Genomic DNA, 20807 nt, shown 5'->3' on the forward strand with positions numbered 1-20807 from the left:
ACAAATGAAAATTATTATTAAAAAAATAGCTTATTTAGGCCTGCTCTGTGTGATTACGCTGACAGGAAGTTTAGGCTATGCATCTGTATTGCATACTTCGAATTCTACTGAAACGGCCAATAACGATGGACTATCTTATTTGGATAAGGCTGATCATCTGGCTTATTCTATGGGATTAACCGCTAATTCTGATAATACGAAGGAAGTAGATAAGCTGATTAATAATGTTAAAGTTTTTTATAACCCGATTTCAGAACAAATAAGTTTATCATTTAAATTAGGGAAACAAAGTTCAGTTGCGATTAAAGTGATGGACGCACTTGGAAATGAAGTCGTTCAGTTAATGAATGGAAGTTTAGATGCTGGTAATCAAAATCTTTCTTTTGATCCAACTGGTAAACTTAATTCAGGATTTTACTTTATCCGTGTTGTTTCTGGCTCAGAAACTGTTGTAAAGAGATTTTCTGTGCGTAAATAGAAATTAGAACGATAAAAAATATAAAAGGCTTAAATGATATCATTTAAGCCTTTTTCGTTAATTAGGAATTTCACTTTCTTCTATCCACAAGCCATCCGATTTAATGATGTTGATGAGCTCGTCTAAAGCATGTGCTGAACTTACATTTTTCTTAACAACTTCTTGTCCGCGATAAAGTGTAATCTTATCAGGTCCGGCTCCTACATAGCCATAATCGGCATCAGCCATTTCACCTGGACCGTTAACAATACAGCCCATAATACCTATTTTTAATCCTTTTAAATGATTTGTTCTATTTCTAATCATCTGCGTGGTCTCTTGCAGATCGAATAATGTACGTCCACAGCTTGGGCATGATATATATTCTGTTTTAGAAATTCTAGATCTTGTTGCTTGTAGAATTCCAAATGATAAGGATACTATTTTGTCCAAAGGTGTTGCTGGCGAATCAATCCAAACTCCGGATCCAAAGCCATCAATTAAAAGTGCTCCTAAATCGGTCGCCGCGTATAACTGAAGTTTCGAAATTGGTTCTTCCGGATTCATGAAATCACCTATTGGTCCAGAAAATGCCACGGCTTCGTAGGTTCTTTTAATGATAACCGGGTTATCTAAGCCAATTTCTTGAAGATTTTTGAAGAATTGTCTTTGTTCTGCCATGCCATGAACTGCTGTTGTCTCTAAAAGAAACACAATAGTTTTATCAAGTGGTAGCGTTTCAAATAAACTTGTTACTAAATCTTCGTTTTTAATTTTTACTATATTTAAAGAAGCATCCTTCTCATTAGCTTGATTGAATTCTTCCAGCGTAAATAAAGGGTGTATATTGGCTTTATTTTGAATACTTTTCCACGTGTTGTAATTATACAGTTGTTTTAAATTTGCCGGCATGTTAAAAGATGGCAATTGATCGCCTAGATAAACAAAATCAACCGACTGCTCTCCCATGTGATATTTGTCTAACAGCATATCGTAGCGGTAGCCTGCTTGCGACAAGAAACCGGCATCTTTTAGATTTTGTCTGGATATGTCAACTACCACACGTGGGACCAATGATCCTCCAATAAAAGTATTGACTTCTTTTGAGATATAGGGAGTAGGACTGTTATTGTCTGTTAATTTTAAGATTGGAGGAATCACAGACGTATTGAAATCGTGCTGTCTTTTTGTATATCGATTAACTAAAGCAATAGCAACTGGAGCTTCTTTTTCTGGCTCTTCAGTCAGCGAAACACGTACTGTATCACCTAAACCATCTTCTAATAAAGTTCCTATTCCAACAGCTGATTTGACGCGTCCATCTTCTCCATCACCAGCTTCCGTTACACCTAGATGTAATGGATAGTTCATGTTCTCATTAATCATCTTCTCGACCAGCAGTCTATAGGCACGAACCATCACTTGCGGATTGCTTGATTTCATGGAGATACATAAATTGTAATAATTTAAGTCTTCACAAATTCTGATGAATTCCATAGCCGATTCAACCATTCCTTCTGGAGTATCACCATAGTGACTCATGATTCTGTCCGAAAGGGAACCATGATTGGTTCCTATGCGCATAGCAGTGCCATATTCTTTACAAATATTGACTAAGGGTTTGAATTTTTTATAAATACGGTCTAATTCAGCTTGATACTCACTGTCTGTATAGCTCAGTTGGTCGAACTTCTTCTTATCGGCATAGTTACCCGGATTTACACGTACTTTTTCAACGATTCTTGCTGCAACTTCTGCCGCATTGGGGGTAAAGTGAATGTCTGCTACTAGAGGAACATGATATCCTCGAGCGCGTAATTCTTGCTTAATATTAGCCAGATTATTAGCCTCTTTTATAGAAGGAGCTGTTATTCGTACATATTCGCAACCAGCATCGACCATTCTGATGGTTTGTTCCACAGAACCCATGGTATCCATGGTGTCGATTGTTGTCATACTTTGAATACGTATCGGATTGTCTCCACCCATGGGTACATCTCCAATTTGTACTTCTCTTGTCTTCCACCTTGAATAGGTGGTTTGCGAGTTGCAATAAATACCAGGTAATGTCAAAAGTTTACTTGTGTCCATATCTAATGCAAAGTTATGCATTCTACTGCACTTCTCTAGGGTCTTTTTAGTAGCGGCTAACTGTTACTGAGGTTATACCACCATCAATTGAAATTTTGAATTTATTTTTGGCATTTTCAAAATTAGGACTTGTCAGTATTCCTTTGTCTCCACCTTTTATAAAACTGTCATCAGCATCTACAGTTGACAGTGCCATTTCTGTAATAATCTGGCATGCGACTTCTCTTGGTAATGCTATTTTTATGGAAGAAGCACCGGCGTCAATATTAATATTAGAAATCATTTGTGGATTTCCGAGTTTAAGATCTAGATTACTCGCGCCAGCATCAACTGTAAGATTTTTAATTTTAAAATTTGATAAGTCACCTTGCATATCTGCAGCACCTACGTCAAAGTTTAAATCCCAGATGATATTTTTGTTTAGTTTGATAATGGTGGAATTTCCTTTTGAATCTATTCCTTTTTTTGTTTTTCCACTTAAATTAAGTGTCGCAGCCCCGTCGTTTTTAACATCAGTATTTAAGGACAGAAAATACTTGTCAGATGTATTGGCTGCTTCAAAGAGATTTGCTACGGTTGTATCTTTTAATACCAGCTTGGTCGCTCCTAAGTCAATATTGGCAGTCGCATGGCTGGTATTTATATTTTTTTTGGCAGAGACAGCGTTTGAGGTTCCGATGAAATCTTCTTCATTTTCGGAATCAATATCCAGATCTCTGTTTTCCATGATTCGGGATAAGAAACTTTGGTTAGGTGTTGTGATGCCTATAAAGGTGAATATTGCTAAAATGACGCATGTGGTTCCGATAGATATCATATATCCAATGTCTTTCTTTGGAACAAGAATATTTACGCCCACCAAAATGATTAATAATGGCCAATAGCGAAAAACTTCGAACCAATTAAACTCAATAATATCCATTTTACTTAAGAGTAAGATTACTCCGATGAATAAAAATATAATGCCTGTGGTGATTCTTTTTGCGTCCATAATAAAATTATTTGTTCGTTTGTTTTTAAAACTACAATACAAATGTAATCTAAAATAAATTTTTGATTTTATGAATTAGGTTATTCATGTACTAATCTCGGTAAAATATATGATTTCATCGGTAATTGAGTGATTGTATTTCTTGGGGACGATCTATTTTTAGTTGTTTTGAGTTTATGGTATTCTTATGAATCTTGTATCGCTATCGTAATGTTATGGCAAACCAATTTGTAATATATGGTGTTATAATAGTATATTAGACGTTAAAGAAGAAAAATACTATTTATATATGATATTTCACCATATTGGTTCTTATTTGTTATTGCTGCGGTCGGTTTTTAAGAAACCAGAAAAAGGAAAGATTTATTGGAAGGAAACGATGCATGCCATGAACGAAATTGGTATAGGGTCTTTAGGTCTCATTCTTATAATTTCTACGTTTATCGGGGCAGTTATGACGATGCAAATTGCCTTTCAGTTGGTTTCTGATTTGATTCCAAATTCAATAATTGGTTCCATTAACCGAGATTCCAATATTTTGGAACTGGGACCTACGATTTCTGCTTTGGTGCTTATGGGAAGTGTTGGGTCTTCTATTTCATCACAAATCGGCTCCATGCGTGTGACTGAGCAAATCGATGCCTTAGAGATTATGGGTATTAATGCACCAGGTTACCTTATATTACCTAAAATATTGGCTGGAATTACCATGGTTCCTGTATTGGTTATCTTAGCAATTTTTTGTGCTATTTTGGGAGGACTTATGGGAGGAGCTCTTTCTGGAGCAGTAACACCATCAGATTATATTATGGGAATTCAAGAAGGCTTTAATGGGTTTACTGTTACTGTTGCAATTGTGAAAGCATTTGTTTTTGGGTTTATCATCACTTCCATATCTGCATACAAAGGTTTTACGGTTCGAGGTGGGGCTTTAGAAGTCGGTCAAGCGAGTACTAAAGCAGTTGTTATTGGCTGTATTACAATATTGGCAGCTGATTATTTAATAACGGCACTCATGCTTTAATTTCTTTTAAAATAATTATGATAAAAATAGAGCAGATTTATAAATCCTTCGGAAGTAACGAGGTATTGAAAGGTATTGATGCCACTTTTGCACCAGGTAAAGTAAGTTTAATTATTGGAGGATCGGGCTCTGGAAAAAGTACCTTGCTAAAATGTATGGTGGGGCTACATGAGCCGGACAAAGGTCGTGTTCTCTTTGATGGTAAGGATTTTTCAAAACTTAGTTTTGAAGACCGTATCCCAATTCGAAAGGAAATAGGCATGTTATTTCAGAATTCCGCATTATTCGATTCCATGACTGTGGAGCAAAATATTATTTTTTCATTGGATATGTTTACGGAGATGTCTAAATCTGAAAAATTGGACCGTGCTAATTTTTGTTTGGAACGGGTTAATTTAAAAGGAAGGAATAAACTTTATCCTTCAGAGTTATCCGGTGGGATGAAAAAACGAGTTGGAATTGCTCGTGCAATAGCCATGAGTCCAAAGTATCTTTTCTGTGATGAACCAAATTCGGGTTTGGATCCAGAAACTTCGATTTTGATTGATGAGCTAATCCTAGAGCTAACAGAAGAGTATAATGCGACAACAATTGTGGTTACGCATGATATGAACTCGGTAATGGGTATTGGAGAATATATTCTATATCTCTACAAAGGGCAAAAGTTTTGGGAAGGTTCAAATCAAGATATGATGCGGTCTGATGTAGAAGAATTAAATAATTTTGTATTTGCAAGCCCACTGATGAAGCGAGCAAAAGAAACCATGTAATCTATTCATCATTGCGTATTTGTTTTTAGATTTACGTATCTTTGCGCCAAATTATTGATTTTGACTACTACAGATATACAATTATTAACACCACAACATTGGAAAGATTACGAGTTAATCGATTGTGGTGATTTCGAGAAATTAGAACGCTTTGGCAATTTAGTTTTGATTCGTCCAGAACCGCAGGCTGTATGGCCAAAAACGCTATCTGCAGCGGAATGGAATAAACGCCATGATATTAAATTTAAAGGTCGCTCTGCTACTTCGGGAGAATGGTTGAAAAAAAATCCTAAAGCGCAGGATCGTTGGCATATTCAATATAAAAATGATGATGTTGCGATTAAATTCCGTCTGGGATTAACTTCATTTAAGCATGTTGGTATTTTTCCTGAGCAAGCGGTTAACTGGGATTATATTTCACAGTCAGTGCGTGCTTTTGAAACTGAAAATCCTAAGGTCTTAAATTTATTTGCTTATACAGGTGGTGCATCATTGATTGCGCGTGCCGCTGGAGCAGATACAACTCACGTGGACTCTATTAAACAAGTAGTTAGCTGGGCTAATGAAAACCAAGAGTTGTCGGAAATTGATAATATTCGTTGGGTAGTAGAAGATGCATTGAAGTTTGTAAAGCGTGAGGTAAAAAGAGGAAATAAATATAATGGTATTATTTTAGATCCTCCGGCTTATGGTCATGGTCCTAAAGGGGAGAAGTGGAAACTGGAAGATCATATCATGGAAATGATGCATGATGTGGTGCAATTATTAGATCCTAAAGAACATTTCTTGATTTTAAATACTTATTCGTTAGGTTTCTCTTCTGTTATTGTGGAGAACTTAATTCGTACTGCGTTTCCAAAAGTAGAAAATCTAGAAGTCGGAGAGTTATATTTGCAAGCTACTGCGGGACCAAAATTACCTTTGGGTGTTTTTGGTAAGTTCAGAAAAGTTGCTAAATAGATACGATAACAAAATATAAATTAATAAAAGGATAGCCGATTGGCTATCCTTTTACTATTAATAAGTTTCTCTTTAATTCAGTATATTGTATTGTTGGAACTTATTAAAATTTTATTTCTGCGAGTTCTCTTTCTGCACTTTTGAGTTGCTCCGGTATACATTCTACAATTTGATCTGAAAACCCCTTTAGCTCATTTTTTAATCTGCTGTAATAAGCTATTCCTTCTATAAGTTGATTTTTGAACTTTTCAACATATTTTATTTTTTTGTCATTGACCGTGTCGGCATTCATTTCTACATATTTTTTGATGTGTGCTACATATAAGTATAGTTCACTAATAAATAAAAATGGCCTTTTATCATTTTTGATCAAATCGTCTTTGCCATAAATATGATTAATCATCTGATCAAGGGAGAACTTATTTTTAAACCAAACAGTATTTGGACCTGGACAAATGGATACAGCATCTTGTTCTTTATGTTTCAGGATGTTATATTTTAAATATGCCGGGGCAGCTAGTCCATCACATAAACATGTCTTTTCTGTAATAAGATCATATTCCATATTATAGGTTTTTTGATCTAATGATTTTCCCTGTAATTCTTTTATTTTTTTATCTTGATATGCACGTGAAGCTGTACATAGCGGTTCATTACTGAAATCTAAGTTTGATACGAGATATTTCTTTTTACATGGACTTCCGGGTCTTCCTTCTTTTATTCTTTTTAAGCGAAGGCGTTCTGCAGAGCTTTTTCTGAAATTATTAAAAGGTACTCCGAGAGGAGAAGCTCCACTGATATAAAAGTCTTCTTCTTCCGATGTGGTCAGTGCTAATAATGTTTCATCATCGACTGTGGTTGCTTCAGGGACCAATAAAAATGGTGATCCCCATCCTACAGCATCAAATTCATAATGTTTCAGTAGGAATTGATGTTCACTTGATGTGCCCACACCTCCTTGAACAGTGTATTTAATCGGCGGAGCAGCTTGGAAGTTGCAACCTTTTTGTAACCAATAATTCTGATAAATGCTGAATAGTTCTTCCTGTAATTCGTGTTTTTTATTTTTAAATTCGGATAGGATAGGACCTAATAAAAATCCTTCTGTTGCAAAGGCATGTCCGCCACAATTTAGCCCAGACTCTACACGAAATTCTGAAACCCAGATTCCTTTTTTCGCTAAAAACTTTGCTTGAATCAATGCCGATCTGTAGTCGCTAACTTTTAGTGTTATTTTTTTCTGAAAAGTTCCATCTTCTTGCTGGCAGAAAGCAGGCAACTCTGCTAAATAGGCGTATAGTCTTGGATTCATACCTGCTGATAAGATGACAGACGACTGCAGGTCTGATTGTGCAAAACCTCGTAAGGCAGCTAGCGCGTCTGAGTAAGTATCATCTAATGCAATTCCATCTTTATCATAATTAATTTTGTCGACTTTAGACATGATATTGACATCGATATCTCCAGCTTTGATAAAGGATCTAAGGATTTGCTTTTTTTTAGCCTTTTCTAAGATATCTGTTTCTGAAAGCATCGCATAATAGATATTTTTTGCGGGGTGGGATTCGGGGATGAGCTGGAAGTAGCGATCGATCTCTGATCCTTTTTCAAAAAACTCTATACGCATATGCTCAATTTGTTCTTGAACAATGTTGGAAACCAGATTTAAATAACTGGAAATACGATGAGCTCTGTAGTCAGGTTCTTTTTTTGTTATCGGATGGTATTCTTTTTTGTTTAGGGTACAATAGTATGCTCGAATACGCTCAATTAATTCATCATCTACAATGGATATCACAGATGAAATACCAAATCGAGCGACTTTTAAAGGGGAATCTATTGAAAATGCTAGACCCAAAACGGGAATATGGAATGAATGCGTCATATCAGTTTTATTTCAATACGAAATACCGAATAAAAAGGATATGAAAAAGTAATGTCTGTGTGTTTAAAAAATGATATGCGTCACTTTTATTATATACCTAAAGAATCTTCTGCCCGATCTCATGTAATAGTTATGATTCTTTTACACCTTTAGTTGTAGTACAGTTTTACAGCAGGTGAACGAATGGGATTTCTAAAATGGCTGTATGGATAATATGAAAGAAAAACAAGCGGTCTTAACCCGCTTGTTTTTCTAATTTCGCCAGTTTGGCTAATTCTTCTTCTAGATCTAGTTCTACACGAAGATTATTGACGATATGTTTTTGTCTATCGGGAGTGTTTTTACCCATATAGTATTCTAAAAGTTGCTGTATTTTATTGTCTTTAGATAAGAAGACAGGGTCTAAGCGCATATCTTTTCCGATAAATAAACCAAATTCGGAAGGAGAAATCTCTCCAAGTCCTTTAAATCGGGTAATTTCGGGCTTATTTCCTAATTTTGCAATTGCGCGTTGTCTTTCTTCATCGGAATAGCAATATATGGTTTCTTTTTTATTCCGTACACGGAACAAGGGTGTCTGTAAGATAGACACGTGACCAGCCTTTACTAAATCAGGAAAAAACTGAAGGAAAAATGTCAAGAGAAGTAAGCGGATGTGCATACCATCTACATCGGCATCTGTAGCAAATACAATGTTGTTATAACGTAAGCCATCTAAACCGTCTTCAATATTTAAAGCATGTTGCAGTAAATTGAACTCTTCATTTTCATAGACAATTTTTTTAGACATGCCGTAAGAGTTTAAAGGTTTTCCTTTTAAACTAAAAACAGCTTGTGTCTGTACATCTCTAGATTTAGTAATTGAACCTGAAGCTGAATCCCCCTCGGTGATAAATAAGGTTGTTTCCTGATTACGTTCGTTTTTATCGGAGAAATGGACCTTACAGTCGCGTAATTTACGGTTGTGTAACGAAGCTTTCTTGGCACGTTCATTTGCAAGTTTTTTGATACCGGCAATATCTTTACGTTCTCTTTCCGATTGTAAGATACGTTTTAACAGAGCGTCTGCTGTATCTGAATTTTTATGCAGGTAATCGTCCAATGCTTTTTTTAGAAAGTCATTGATAAATGTTCTTACAGTTGGACCATCAGGACCGATGCTTTGGGAACCAAGTTTTGTCTTGGTCTGTGATTCAAAGACCGGCTCTTGCACTTTGATTGCGATCGCGCCAATGATAGATGACCGTACGTCTGATGCTTCAAATTCTTTTTTATAGAACTCACGGATTGTCTTCACTAAGGCTTCGCGAAACGCTGCTTGGTGTGTTCCTCCTTGCGTTGTATGTTGTCCATTGACAAAAGAGTAGTATTCTTCACCGTATTGCTGTCCGTGGGTAATCGCGATTTCAATATCCTCACCCTTTAGGTGAATGATAGGATAACGCATGGATTCGGTGTCAATATTCCGCTCTAATAAATCTTTTAGACCATTTTCAGAGATGAATTTCTGTCCATTGAAATTAATAGTTAATCCAGAATTTAAAAAAACATAATTCCAGATCATGTTTTCCACAAACTCTAAACGATATTTGTAATTTCTAAAGATGGTCTCATCCGGGTAAAATATAACTGCGGTACCATTACGCTGTGTTGTTTCTTTTTCTTCATCTGATAGTAACTCACCTTTACTAAACTGTGCGATACGGGTTACTTTTTCGCGGTACGATTGTACCGTGAACTGTCCAGACAAAGCATTGACAGCTTTAGTACCGACACCATTAAGACCTACAGACTTTTGAAAGGCTTTGCTATCGTATTTACCTCCGGTATTGATTTTGGATACTACATCTACGACAGAACCAATGGGAATTCCACGTCCGTAATCCCGAACAGCGACTTTATTGTCGTTGACCGTAATATCGATCGTTTTTCCAGCTCCCATCACAAACTCATCAATAGAGTTGTCGACTACTTCTTTTAATAAGACATAAATACCATCGTCGTAAGCAGAACCATCTCCTAATTTCCCAATATACATACCGGGACGTAAGCGAATATGTTCTTTCCAATCGAGGGAACGTATACTATCTTCGTTATAAGTACTCATGTTTTTTAATTATTCTTCGGTGTGTAGCAAAAATAGCAAAATAAAGATTAAATAAGTGCAGTCACGATCTGAAAACATTTATTTAGAATAGAAGATCTCTCTAGAGGAGCGTTTGTGTAATTGTTCTCCAATAAATTGTATAAATATTTATATTGCATTCCCTATTATTTACTTAAATTTAGGAAACATTATAAATAGAAATTATGGGCTTATTTGATAAAATACGGAATGAGTTTATCGATATCATTGAATGGGTAGATGATAGTCCTGATACTATAGTCTGGAAATTTCCACGGTATCAGAATGAAATAAAAATGAATTCGCAGTTAACAGTACGAGAAGGACAAGTTGCTGTGTTTATGAATGAGGGGGTGATTGCGGATGTCTTTACTGCGGGTAGACATGTGTTGACAACTCAGAATATGCCTATCATGACGACCCTCCAAGGGTGGAAATATGGATTCAATAGTCCATTTAAAGCAGATGTGTTTTTCATAAGTTTGCGTCAGTTTACTAATCAAAAATGGGGTACTAAAAATCCTATTATGTTACGGGATGCTGAGTTTGGTCCTATACGGCTTCGGGCTTTTGGATCTTACGCTTTTCAGGTTAAAGATGCTGCTGTCTTCTTAAAGCAAATTGCGTCGACTAATCCAACTTTTACGGTTGAAAGTATTAATGAGCAACTTCGAAATATCGCTGTAACCAGAGGGATGGATGCAATTGCAGAGTCAAAAATTGCTGTCTTAGACCTAGCTTCTCATTATGATGAGGTATCCAACTTTATACAAGAGAAAATACGTCCTGAATTTGAAGAGATCGGTTTGAATCTAAATAAATTTCTAATTGAGAATATTTCATTGCCCGAAGAAGTTGAAAAGGTACTGGATAAAAGAAGCAGTATGGGTATTGTTGGAAATTTAGGTGCTTATGCTCAATTTCAAGCAGCTAATTCCATGGAAAAAGCTGCTGAAAACCCCAATGGCGGTGGTCTTATGGGCGCAGGAATGGGTGTTGGATTAGGTGCCGGAATGGCTGGCCAGATGTCAGGTATATTTCAACAGAATAAATTTGAAGGCAATAATCCGACGGGTGCCTCTCCATCGGTGGCACCACCGGCGATACCGCAAGCGGTTCAGTATTTTCTAGCGATTAATGGTGTTCAAGAAGGACCTTTTTTGATTGATCAGTTGAAAGACGAGGTAAGAAGCGGCAAACTAGTTTCTTCTACACTCGTTTGGAAAGCTGGGCTGGAAAATTGGATTGAAGCGCGTGAAATTGACGAATTGACAAGCTTGTTTAATGCTGGCCCTCCGCCAATTCCGGGGGCATAGATTCTGTTTATGAGTTTTGAGGAAAAGACAACGGAAGTTAGTCAGGATTTAAAGTGTCAGGGTTGTGGGGCGATTTTAGCTTACCAACCAGGAACGTCATATCTAAAATGTGCTTACTGTGGTACTGAAAATCAGATTAAGGAAAGTGAGTTAACGAACCAAGTTATCAGTCCGGTTGATTATGAAGAATTTACAGCAGCAATGCAAGATATTCATGACGCTCGGTTTACGGTTGCTGCTGAGGTGGTGCATTGTCAAAACTGTGGAGCCAATTCTACATTAGATCCGCATGTTACAGCAGATTTATGTGCTTTTTGCGCTTCTCCTTTGGTGATTGACCATCAAGAAAAACGTATTGTAAAACCACATGGGGTGATTCCGTTTTTTATTGAGGAGAATAAGGCATTTCCGCTTTTTAAAAAATGGGCTGGAGGTTTATGGTTTGCTCCTAATGATTTTAAGCGGATTTTTAGTGCGCAAAATAATAGGTTGAAAGGTGTTTATATTCCTTTTTGGAGTTATGATGCCGAAGCGAGTTCTTCTTATGAGGGGCAACGAGGTGAATATTATTATGTCACTAGAACTAGAAGAACTGCTGATGGCAAAACAGAGACCTATGAGGAGCAACAGACCAGATGGTATTATGCTTCTGGACGTGTTTTTAATCGATTTAAAGATGTTATAGTTAGTGCTTCAACGTCATTACCTAATAATTTTGCTTCAAAAATAGGTCCTTGGAATATGGAATATCTGAAGCCTTTCAATGATCAATATCTTAGCGGATTTATCGCAGAAACCTTTAGTATTGATCATGTGGCTGGTGCTCATGCCGCCAAAAAAATTATGGATGATGAGATCGCTGATACCGTCAGATCGGATATCGGCGGAGATACGCAAAGGATTGATGATATTGATTCTGTTTATAAGGATATCAGGCTAAAGTATATCTTACTTCCGGTTTGGCTGTCGGCTTATCGATATAAGGGTAAAAGTTATCAGATTATGGTTAACGCATTTAACGGTAAGGTTTATGGACAACGACCATATAGCTTTTGGAAGATTGCGCTCTTGATATTGTTTGTAATAATTCTAGTTGTTTTGTTAAGCCAAATGGGATAATCTTCTTATAAATAAAAAATGGTCTTATTGAAAATACAATAAGACCATTTTTTATGATATGATCGATAGCTTTATTTGTTTAAAGAAAGTAAGAAGCCTATTGTAAAGTTGGCATCCCAGTCAAATACAAAGGTATCGCAGTTCGTAGCATCTTTAATTGCTTTATAGATATTTACCCCACTTTTGATTTTTACTTTATCGGTATTATAGGTTTCTGGATTATTTAATACTGTGAAACGTTCTTCGCCAGTACGTGTTTGTTGCGCCAATTCAAATGGCACTCCCCCTATGATAAAACAGATTTCTCTGTTGGCTGCAGGAATTTTTGCTGTTAACGTTTTTACTTCAGTATAAACATCTTCATCTTTTAAGTTCTTTTCGTAGTATTTCGCACCTGGTGCTTCAAGTGATTTTGTTTCACCAGCAACCCATGAAATTTTAGTATTACCTGAGCCAATATCTACGACAAAGGAATTGTCCTGATAAGAAGGAGGAAGTACGCATTTTAGTGCTAATTTACCTTCTTGTTCTGCTGTTACTAAATTAACAACAAATCCCATTTTCTTTAGTTCGGAAACAATAACTGCTGTCTTAGGTTCTTTTTGTGCGCCGGAGCTGATGACAAAGTGTATGTTTTTTGATTTAACACCTTTGTCAAACATAGTTCCAATGTAGTCTTTAAGTCCTTTCCGGATATCTTCTGTACTGGCTAGACCTTCATAGACAAATGATTTGCCAAAATCTTTGGAAATGATTTCCCAGTGATTCTGCTTATCGATATTTACGACAAAAGAATTGAAACCTGAGGCTCCGACTTCGATTACTCCTTTATATTCACCATTTACAGGTTTTTCAGGTTGATAGTTAAATGTTCTTTTATCGTCAGTTGATTGTTTCGATGGATTGGACGATATATTAATAGCTGTGGTATCGGAGGTGCTCGTTGATTGTCCATCAAATTTACCAGAGTCGAAAGCCCAATAGCCCAGAGCCAGTAATGGGATTGCAATAATTATTGCTTTAATTGGCCAACGTAATCTAGCCCATGTTGATTTTTCTTCCATAATTATAGTGTATTTTTTTTTAAATTGATTAATCTAATAATGTAAATCCCTTATCTATTTTTTCTTCCGGTTTGAGTTCATAACTTGCGTCTGCCATCTGGCTTACATTCAGTACTTTCAAATTTCGTTCATCTACTTTACGGATAAATTCTTCTAATTCTACTTGGGTAGGAGCTCCTCCTACTGTTATGTTATTGTTTTGATCTAAAAAGTCAAGGTTTGATCTGATCGAAGCAATATTTTGGCTGATGGCTCCTGTTGCGGCATTCATGGCTTCTTGGAAAGCCCAACCGTCTTTTATATTAAAGACATCGGCAAGCCCTTCTGTAGCATTTTTCATCTTTTGAGTAGCTTCTAGTTTTTTTGAGATAATCGAAATACTGCTGTCTAGAGTACTTACGTAAATTCGAGCAGCACTTTCATTATCTTTTAGTACTTCTAGTACCTTTGCAAATTGATTAGCATACTGTACATAGCTTCTCGCATTTTGCTCTTCAGACTCTCCTTCTTTTCCTAAGAGAAATGCTTTTGTCCGTGTTTCTTTTGCATTTCGCATATAAGCATTCGCTTTCTCCGTATTGTTATTTTTCGATTCATTTTGGGCATTTTCATCTTGACTTGCCGCTTCTGCAGTGAAACGTTTTGCATAAATGTATTTTTCTTCTGCTGTTTTTTGTGCGGTTTCACCGCTTTGAATCATATCGATACGAACGCCATCTACATTACTTATTTTTTCTTTTACTCTTTTTAAGGTATCTTTTGCGTCTTTTGATAAAAGCTGTAAGGTCTCTATTGGATTATTACGAATAATGGCTTTTTCGCCTTTAAATAAAAGGACAGTGCCAAAGCGATGTAATAGCTGAATAATTTTTGGCGCTAATAGTAATAAGGTTATTAATAAAATACTGAATATTACGAACAAAATACTTTTAGCGGCATATTCAAGCATGACGGGTAAAAACTTGAAAAAAGCAATTGCTCCGCCAATAACCAATGCCCAAAAGAATATACTGGAGATTGTCTTTTTGGCTTCTGGTGTTTGCATCTGAGCAGGCAGATGGTCTCCTAATACTTGAAAAATTGGTAGCTGTGATTTTATTTCAGCTGGAATATTAATGTACTGTTCTTTCTTTTCCATTGGTTTATATCTTATGAGATTGACCTTTCTATAATTGCTAAGGTTGTTTGTATATCATTGACGACTTCATTGACAGCGGCGTTTCCAATTGATATCTTTTGCTCTATCTCTTTTAGTTTTGGCTCATATTTATCATTAATCTGGGCTAGGGTAATTTGTTTCTTTTTCAAATCATCCTGAAGCTTTGCAATGCTATCGGTCAATGTTTTTATTTCATTATTTAAGGTTGTCTTTTCAAATTCACGGTCTTGTTCTGCTTTATGCTTTTCCGATTCTTTTTGCTGTGTTTCTTTGGCTATGGTTTCTTTCAGTTTGTTAGCATAATTAGTGCCAGTTGTTTTCAGCTTGCCCTTTGTTAACGTATTATCAACAAACTTAAGCGAAGTATAGGCTGCTTTCAGTGTTGTTTCGTCTACTTTTCCCATTGCAGCTGCAGCATTCCATACCTCAAAAAAGTCTAATCCTTGTTCATTGAGTCTTTCCAGTATTCCGAGCACTTTCAGTTTCATTTGTTTAATATCGGTGGAACCGTCATTGGCTGTAATGGGTATGGCTGGAGGCTGCTGGTTTGAAACTGTTTTTATTTCGGGGGATGTTGAATAATCTTTTATTTCTGTAGCGGGTGGATTTTTTTGGATATCGGGAGACGGGTTTTTGAGCTGAGTCTCTTCCTGATCTGTAAAAATTAGCTTTTTAAGACTATCCAATATACTATAGTTTTTATTGTTTCCTTGATCAGTCATAATTTTTGTTAGTTAAGTCTAGTAAAAATAATAAAAAATGGTAATCTAGATTCATATTACTACATTTTTAAAACATTTATTTTATATCACGATTGCACTGTCGGGTAATCCGAAATTTAATTGTAATCTATTTAATGATAAGGGATAGGCTAGGAGGGATATAAATCAATCTATTGAGTTTGGGATAAAAAAAACTCGGAAAGCTAATTTCCGAGTTTTCGTGATGATAAGAAATAATAATTTGAAACGATTATTTTATCTACCAAAATCATCTTGAACACGAACAATATCGTCTTCGTTTGAAGGATTTTCGATATCGGTATGTTGCCATATTTCAGCTAATATACCGTAACCATCTAATCCGATTAATCGGTGGCGTTGACCTTGACGAAGTTTGATGACACTACCTGCTGTTAGCGTTTGTACAACTGATTCGTCATCTGTATCCGATACCATAACGCCCACAGTTCCGTGAATTACTTTCCAAATTTCGGCACGACGGTGGTGATACTGCCATGATAATCTTTTTTCGGGAGCTACAACGAGAATTTTTGGACTTAATTTGCCAGAAATTTTTAGATCTTTTACATCTAATCCGTCGAAATACTCATCGGCAAATTTTTGTGCTTGATCTTCGTTGATTACAAAGAAACCTCCCCAGGGTCTTGTCTGATCTGATTTATCAATTTCAAATCCTTTTTCTTTTAACGCTTTATCTAATTCCTCAAATAGCGTTGATTTATCAGTTACCATAAATATGTGTCTTAGTAAGAATGTACGGTTATTTTAGTGCTAAATATAAATAAAATCTTTTAAATAAAAAGTGCATAAACGTTTTAGCGATATTTTTTTTGTTTACAATTTAGCTATTGTTTTTATTTCTAGTTACGTTTGGTTTCATCTGAATCGGATATTTATTAGAAGTTGCATACGTCCTATTTGAAGTGTGCTATGATTATATCCTCTCAAAATATTTGATTAGTTTTGTAATCCTATATTAAAATTATCAGTATGTCAGAAATTAAAATAGATCGTGAAAATACGTCTTTTATGCAAGCTGTTGCTTTTGTTAATCAGACAAATCAACATGTTTTTCTTACAGGAAAAGCAGGGACCGGAAAAACGACATTTCTGAAATATATACGTGATCATAGTTATAAAAAAATGGCGATCACCGCGCCAACTGGTGTTGCTGCTATGAATGCGGGAGGAACAACCCTTCATTCACTTTTTTGGTTGCCTTTCGGAACTTTTATAGAAGATCACGAGCTGAAATGGGATGAACAAGATGGACATATTTATAATAAAAGCCGCTTATTCAGTACTATTAAACTAACTAAACAACGTCGGACGATTCTTCAAGAATTGGAATTATTGGTGATTGATGAGGTATCGATGGTTCGGGCTGATACATTAGATGCTATTAATGTTATTCTGCAATCTGTGCGTCGTGATATGCGACCATTTGGAGGTTTACAATTACTTTTTATCGGCGATCTTTATCAATTACCACCAGTAGTGCGTGATCATGAGTGGCAGGTTTTGCGAAATCACTACAGCTCTGTATTCTTTTTTAATGCTAAGGTTCTTCGTGACAATCCACCGATTTTATTAGAGTTAGATAAGATTTATAGACAGCAGGATGAAGGTTTTATTTCCATATTAAACGCAATTCGAAATAATAACTGTGATAGCGAAATGTTGAAAGAATTGAATACCTACTATAAGCCAGATTTTGAGCCAAAGGAAGGAGAGCAGTTTATTACGCTTACTTCACATAATCGAAATGCTGATGAAATTAATGGAAAAGCATTGGCTAATCTGTCTGGTAAGATGCTGAATTTAAAAGCTGTTGTTAAAGATGATTTTTCTCAAGGATCTTATCCCGCAGAAGAGATTCTTTCTTTGAAAATTGGTGCCCAGGTGATGTTTATACGTAATGATACGGGTGAGGATCGGAAATATTATAATGGTAAGATCGGTACTGTGAAAGATATAAATTTGCAAGCTGGAACTGTGGTTGTTAAATTCCCCGATGGAAGTGAGGATGTGACGGCTAAGCGAGAAACTTGGGAAAATATCAAATACAACTATGATAAAGGGCAGGATCAGATCAAAGAAGAAGTACTGGGGACATTTTCACAGTTTCCGTTGCGGTTAGCTTGGGCGATTACTATTCACAAGAGCCAGGGACTGACATTTGATAAAGCAATTATAGATGCGGGTACTTCATTTGCTGCAGGACAGGTTTATGTTGCATTAAGTAGATTGACGAGTTTAAAAGGGTTGGTCCTGAAATCCATTATACCGACCTACGCAATTAGAACAGATAGTCAGGTTGTTGATTTTGCATTGCGCTCTTCTTTTCAAACCGATATTAAAGAAATATTGGAACAGTGTCAGAGGTCTTATTTGGCACAAAACCTAATTCAATGTTTTCGCTGGGATTATCTAACTATTTCATGTCAAGAGCAAGTTACTGCATTAGCTGATCGTAATATCGATAATAAAGTGGAGGCAGAGGCTTTTTGGTCTACCATACAGTCAAATCTGCTCACACAAGAAAAAGTAGCACATAAATTCATTACACAATTATATGAGCTTTTAAAAAAAACAGATCAACATGTAGACTACGCTTTGATCTGTGACCGTACGACTTCAGCGGTCAATTGGTTCTTACCTAAGATGGATCATGATCTCGTTGGTGCGTTGGAACAGCATATTAAGGAATGGCAGATTAAGAAACGAACTAAAAAATACATTGATGAGGCTAAAGAACTGTTGTTGGATTTTAAGCGTAAGCGTGAGCAACTTCAGCAGTGTTTGATTATCGCAGATGCATTATCTAAAAAAGATAATTTTCAGGAAGCTTTGGAACAGGTGCAGGAGCAGTCAAAGACAAAAGAAAAAGAAGATTTAGTCGTGCAAAGTGAAGAGGGGGAGAGCTCTAAAAAGTTGGATACAAAGCAGGTAACTCTTGAACTCTACAAAGATGGTGCTAGTATTGAAGAGATCGCGGTGAAAAGAGGTATGGTAGCGGGAACAATTTATGGACATCTTATTCATTTTGTTGGGACAGAAGTGGAGGCCACAGAATTGATTGAACAGGATAAGCTGGATCTCATCATTAATACCATAAAAGCACATCCAGATAAATCTTCGTCAGAATTAAAGATGATGCTGGGAGCGAGTATAGACTATCCGCATATTAAAATCGGACAAAAAGTTTTAGAAAATCCAGTTCATGATTAAGATGTTTCAAAATATGTGTATGTTTGTAAAAGTTAGCTATAAATAGCCATGGGAAAGTCTAATAAAAACCCAAATAAGTGGATGGTTTTTATCTCATTGCCTCTGCAAATGGGAGTCACAATTTATTTGATGTATATGTTAGGCACCTGGCTAGATGAGAAATACCATTTTTCTAATGGTCTTGCCATGAAAATATGCACATTTATAGGTATTTTCGCCTCACTTTATCATTTTATACGAGAAGCTAATCGATTGAACAGGGATGAATAATTACATTAAATTTATTGCAATACTTCTAATTTTTACTGCAGTCCTCTTTGGGGCGCACTACTTTGCACTACCCTCTTTTGGGATTGCTGATTTTAAAAGTTTAACTGGTTTTGAATTGTATAGTTTATACGCATTTGAATCTGTTGCTTCATTAGTTGTATTAATTGTTATCCTGATCTCCGATTCCGTAATGCCTAAAAGTATAGGTTTCATTTTTTTGGGCCTAATTACGTTAAAAGCAGCATTAAGTTATGTTTTTTTTAGAGGAGGATTGAATCATTCGTCCGATGATATATTCGAATATAATTTTTTAATCGTATTTTTTCTATACTTGTTTTTTGACGTATTAGTTGCTTTTAAGGTCATTAATAAAGAAGTGGAATCAGTCAATAAGTAGTTTTAATAAAAAGTTCAAATTAATCGCAAAAAATGACAAATAATATTGTATTTTTGCGCAAAAATAAAAAACAGAACATGGGGAGCGTTAAGAAAGCATTTCTTTTTTTTGCAGTAATTTTATTTGCTGTTAGTCCATTTTTAGTAAAGGCATCTGAGTCTCATACAGCTGAGATTTCAACTCACGCAGAAGAGCCAAAAACTCAGCGGGAGGAAATAGATGAGTATATTGATCACCACTTACAAGACGATCATTATTTCTCTTTGTATACAGATAAAAAAGAAGGTAAGACTTATGGATTTCCTTTGCCAGTGATTATCATTGACGGGGGTGTTAAAATTTTTATGTCCTCAGAATTTGATTTTGGTAAAAATACCGTTGAAAAAGATGGACAGTTTTATAAATTATACCATGGTAAAATCTACAAAACAGATGCTACCGGTACACTTAATTATGATGAACACCATCACCCGACAAATGCTAAGGCATTAGATCTATCAATTACTAAAAATGTTGTGGGTTTAATTTTAGCAACTGTTTTGTTATTCTGGGGATTTATCGGCCTAGCAAAAACATACAAAAAGGGAGCGAATAATTTACCTAAGGGTGCAGGTCGCGTGTTAGAACCTTTAGTTTTATATGTACGTGACGAGATGGCGGTTCCAAATATTGGACATCGTTATAGAGAATTTATGCCGTACTTATTGTCTGTTTTCTTCTTAATTCTAGTTTTAAACCTATTAGGTTTAACACCGCTGGGATTCAATGTTACAGGTAATATTTCAGTAACGATATGTTTAGCAATTTTTACATTTTTATTTGTGAATATTAAAGCAAATAAGGACTACTGGAAGCATATTTTCTGGATGCCAGGAGTACCAGTTCCTTTTAAATTTGTTTTGGCACCAATTGAAGTATTAGGAATGTTTACAAAACCATTCTCTCTAATGGTTCGTTTGTTTGCCAATATTACAGCTGGACACACTGTTATTATGGGATTGATTGCAATTGTTTATGTATTGCAACAACAATTAACATTGGGAGGTAGTATCGGGGTGTCTATGCTATTGACAACTTTCCTGATGGTAATTGAAATATTAGTAGCATTTTTACAAGCGTTTATCTTCACGATGTTGTCATCGCTATTTATTGGAATGGCTGTTGAAGAGCACAACGAAGCACATCACTAAGAAATTTTTTGTTTA

At 35.9% G+C, this 20807-nt stretch carries 18 protein-coding genes; 10 read left to right on the top strand and 8 right to left on the bottom strand.

Features of this window, described 5'->3' with window-relative positions:
- Positions 1 to 4: 4 nt before the first annotated feature.
- The gene (locus tag WH188_RS06010) at positions 5 to 478 is read left to right on the top strand and encodes a T9SS type A sorting domain-containing protein (RefSeq protein WP_052764493.1); all 474 of its coding nucleotides are present in this window, start codon (positions 5 to 7) and stop codon (positions 476 to 478) included.
- A 57-nt stretch (positions 479 to 535) separates the two neighbouring features.
- Here WH188_RS06010 and ispG read toward each other — a convergent pair whose 3' ends face one another.
- On the bottom strand, positions 536 to 2548 hold the full coding sequence (gene ispG / locus WH188_RS06015; protein WP_183917192.1) for a (E)-4-hydroxy-3-methylbut-2-enyl-diphosphate synthase: 2013 nt from the start codon (positions 2546 to 2548) through the stop codon (positions 536 to 538).
- A 46-nt stretch (positions 2549 to 2594) separates the two neighbouring features.
- Entirely contained in the window at positions 2595 to 3539 is a 945-nt protein-coding gene (locus WH188_RS06020) for a LiaI-LiaF-like domain-containing protein (protein WP_132843025.1), read from the bottom strand.
- A gap of 289 nt (positions 3540 to 3828) precedes the next feature.
- Here WH188_RS06020 and WH188_RS06025 point away from each other — a divergent pair, with 289 nt between their 5' ends.
- From WH188_RS06025 to WH188_RS06035, 3 genes are read left to right on the top strand one after another with little or no spacing between them, the layout of a single operon-like run.
- Positions 3829 to 4563 carry an MlaE family ABC transporter permease gene (locus tag WH188_RS06025; RefSeq protein ID WP_021188651.1) on the top strand — a complete coding sequence of 245 codons (735 nt, stop codon included), beginning with the start codon at positions 3829 to 3831 and terminating at the stop codon, positions 4561 to 4563.
- Between the two features lie 17 nt (positions 4564 to 4580).
- Positions 4581 to 5333, top strand: coding sequence for an ABC transporter ATP-binding protein (locus tag WH188_RS06030; protein WP_132771004.1), 753 nt, complete (start codon positions 4581 to 4583; stop codon positions 5331 to 5333).
- 54 nt (positions 5334 to 5387) lie between these two features.
- Positions 5388 to 6293, top strand: coding sequence for a class I SAM-dependent methyltransferase (locus tag WH188_RS06035; RefSeq protein WP_132771003.1), 906 nt, complete (start codon positions 5388 to 5390; stop codon positions 6291 to 6293).
- 103 nt (positions 6294 to 6396) lie between these two features.
- On the opposite strand, the gene WH188_RS06040 is transcribed toward WH188_RS06035, so the two are convergent.
- Complete coding sequence (locus WH188_RS06040; RefSeq protein WP_132771002.1) at positions 6397 to 8178, bottom strand: hypothetical protein; 1782 nt, start codon at positions 8176 to 8178, stop codon at positions 6397 to 6399.
- A gap of 235 nt (positions 8179 to 8413) precedes the next feature.
- A complete protein-coding gene (locus WH188_RS06045; protein WP_021188656.1) occupies positions 8414 to 10285 on the bottom strand; it encodes a DNA topoisomerase IV subunit B in 1872 nt (623 codons plus the stop codon).
- 203 nt (positions 10286 to 10488) lie between these two features.
- Between WH188_RS06045 and WH188_RS06050 the strand changes: the two genes are divergently transcribed.
- Together WH188_RS06050 and WH188_RS06055 are read left to right on the top strand one after the other, a co-directional pair.
- The gene (locus tag WH188_RS06050) at positions 10489 to 11619 is read left to right on the top strand and encodes an SPFH domain-containing protein (protein ID WP_132771001.1); all 1131 of its coding nucleotides are present in this window, start codon (positions 10489 to 10491) and stop codon (positions 11617 to 11619) included.
- A gap of 9 nt (positions 11620 to 11628) precedes the next feature.
- Positions 11629 to 12738 carry a zinc finger domain-containing protein gene (locus WH188_RS06055; protein ID WP_168127093.1) on the top strand — a complete coding sequence of 370 codons (1110 nt, stop codon included), beginning with the start codon at positions 11629 to 11631 and terminating at the stop codon, positions 12736 to 12738.
- A 71-nt stretch (positions 12739 to 12809) separates the two neighbouring features.
- Here the strand turns inward: WH188_RS06055 and WH188_RS06060 are convergent, their stop codons facing one another.
- The 4 genes from WH188_RS06060 to WH188_RS06075 all read right to left on the bottom strand — a co-directional run bounded on the left by WH188_RS06060 (position 12810) and on the right by WH188_RS06075 (position 16436).
- Positions 12810 to 13802 carry a hypothetical protein gene (locus WH188_RS06060; protein WP_132770999.1) on the bottom strand — a complete coding sequence of 331 codons (993 nt, stop codon included), beginning with the start codon at positions 13800 to 13802 and terminating at the stop codon, positions 12810 to 12812.
- A 28-nt stretch (positions 13803 to 13830) separates the two neighbouring features.
- Positions 13831 to 14940 (bottom strand): hypothetical protein, encoded by a 1110-nt coding sequence (locus WH188_RS06065; protein WP_021188659.1) that lies wholly within the window; start codon positions 14938 to 14940, stop codon positions 13831 to 13833.
- Positions 14941 to 14951: 11 nt separating this feature from the next.
- The gene (locus WH188_RS06070; protein ID WP_168127094.1) at positions 14952 to 15683 is read right to left on the bottom strand and encodes a hypothetical protein; all 732 of its coding nucleotides are present in this window, start codon (positions 15681 to 15683) and stop codon (positions 14952 to 14954) included.
- A 255-nt stretch (positions 15684 to 15938) separates the two neighbouring features.
- Entirely contained in the window at positions 15939 to 16436 is a 498-nt protein-coding gene (locus tag WH188_RS06075) for a phosphomannose isomerase (RefSeq protein WP_021188662.1), read from the bottom strand.
- A 258-nt stretch (positions 16437 to 16694) separates the two neighbouring features.
- On the opposite strand from WH188_RS06075, the gene WH188_RS06080 reads away from it, so the two are divergent.
- The 4 genes from WH188_RS06080 to atpB all read left to right on the top strand — a co-directional run bounded on the left by WH188_RS06080 (position 16695) and on the right by atpB (position 20792).
- Complete coding sequence (locus tag WH188_RS06080) at positions 16695 to 18935, top strand: helix-turn-helix domain-containing protein (RefSeq protein ID WP_339423529.1); 2241 nt, start codon at positions 16695 to 16697, stop codon at positions 18933 to 18935.
- An 81-nt stretch (positions 18936 to 19016) separates the two neighbouring features.
- Positions 19017 to 19205: an AtpZ/AtpI family protein gene (locus WH188_RS06085; RefSeq protein ID WP_259194211.1), complete on the top strand. Its 189-nt coding sequence runs from the start codon at positions 19017 to 19019 to the stop codon at positions 19203 to 19205.
- Complete coding sequence (locus tag WH188_RS06090; RefSeq protein WP_132770996.1) at positions 19198 to 19602, top strand: hypothetical protein; 405 nt, start codon at positions 19198 to 19200, stop codon at positions 19600 to 19602. The genes WH188_RS06085 and WH188_RS06090 overlap by 8 nt, the downstream gene beginning before the upstream one ends.
- 32 nt (positions 19603 to 19634) lie before the next feature.
- Complete coding sequence (gene atpB, locus WH188_RS06095) at positions 19635 to 20792, top strand: F0F1 ATP synthase subunit A (protein ID WP_232789408.1); 1158 nt, start codon at positions 19635 to 19637, stop codon at positions 20790 to 20792.
- Positions 20793 to 20807 lie beyond the last annotated feature (15 nt).

Origin of the sequence: Sphingobacterium sp. MYb388 (genome assembly GCF_037479535.1) — a bacterium.
In the GTDB taxonomy this organism is placed as follows: domain Bacteria; phylum Bacteroidota; class Bacteroidia; order Sphingobacteriales; family Sphingobacteriaceae; genus Sphingobacterium; species Sphingobacterium anhuiense.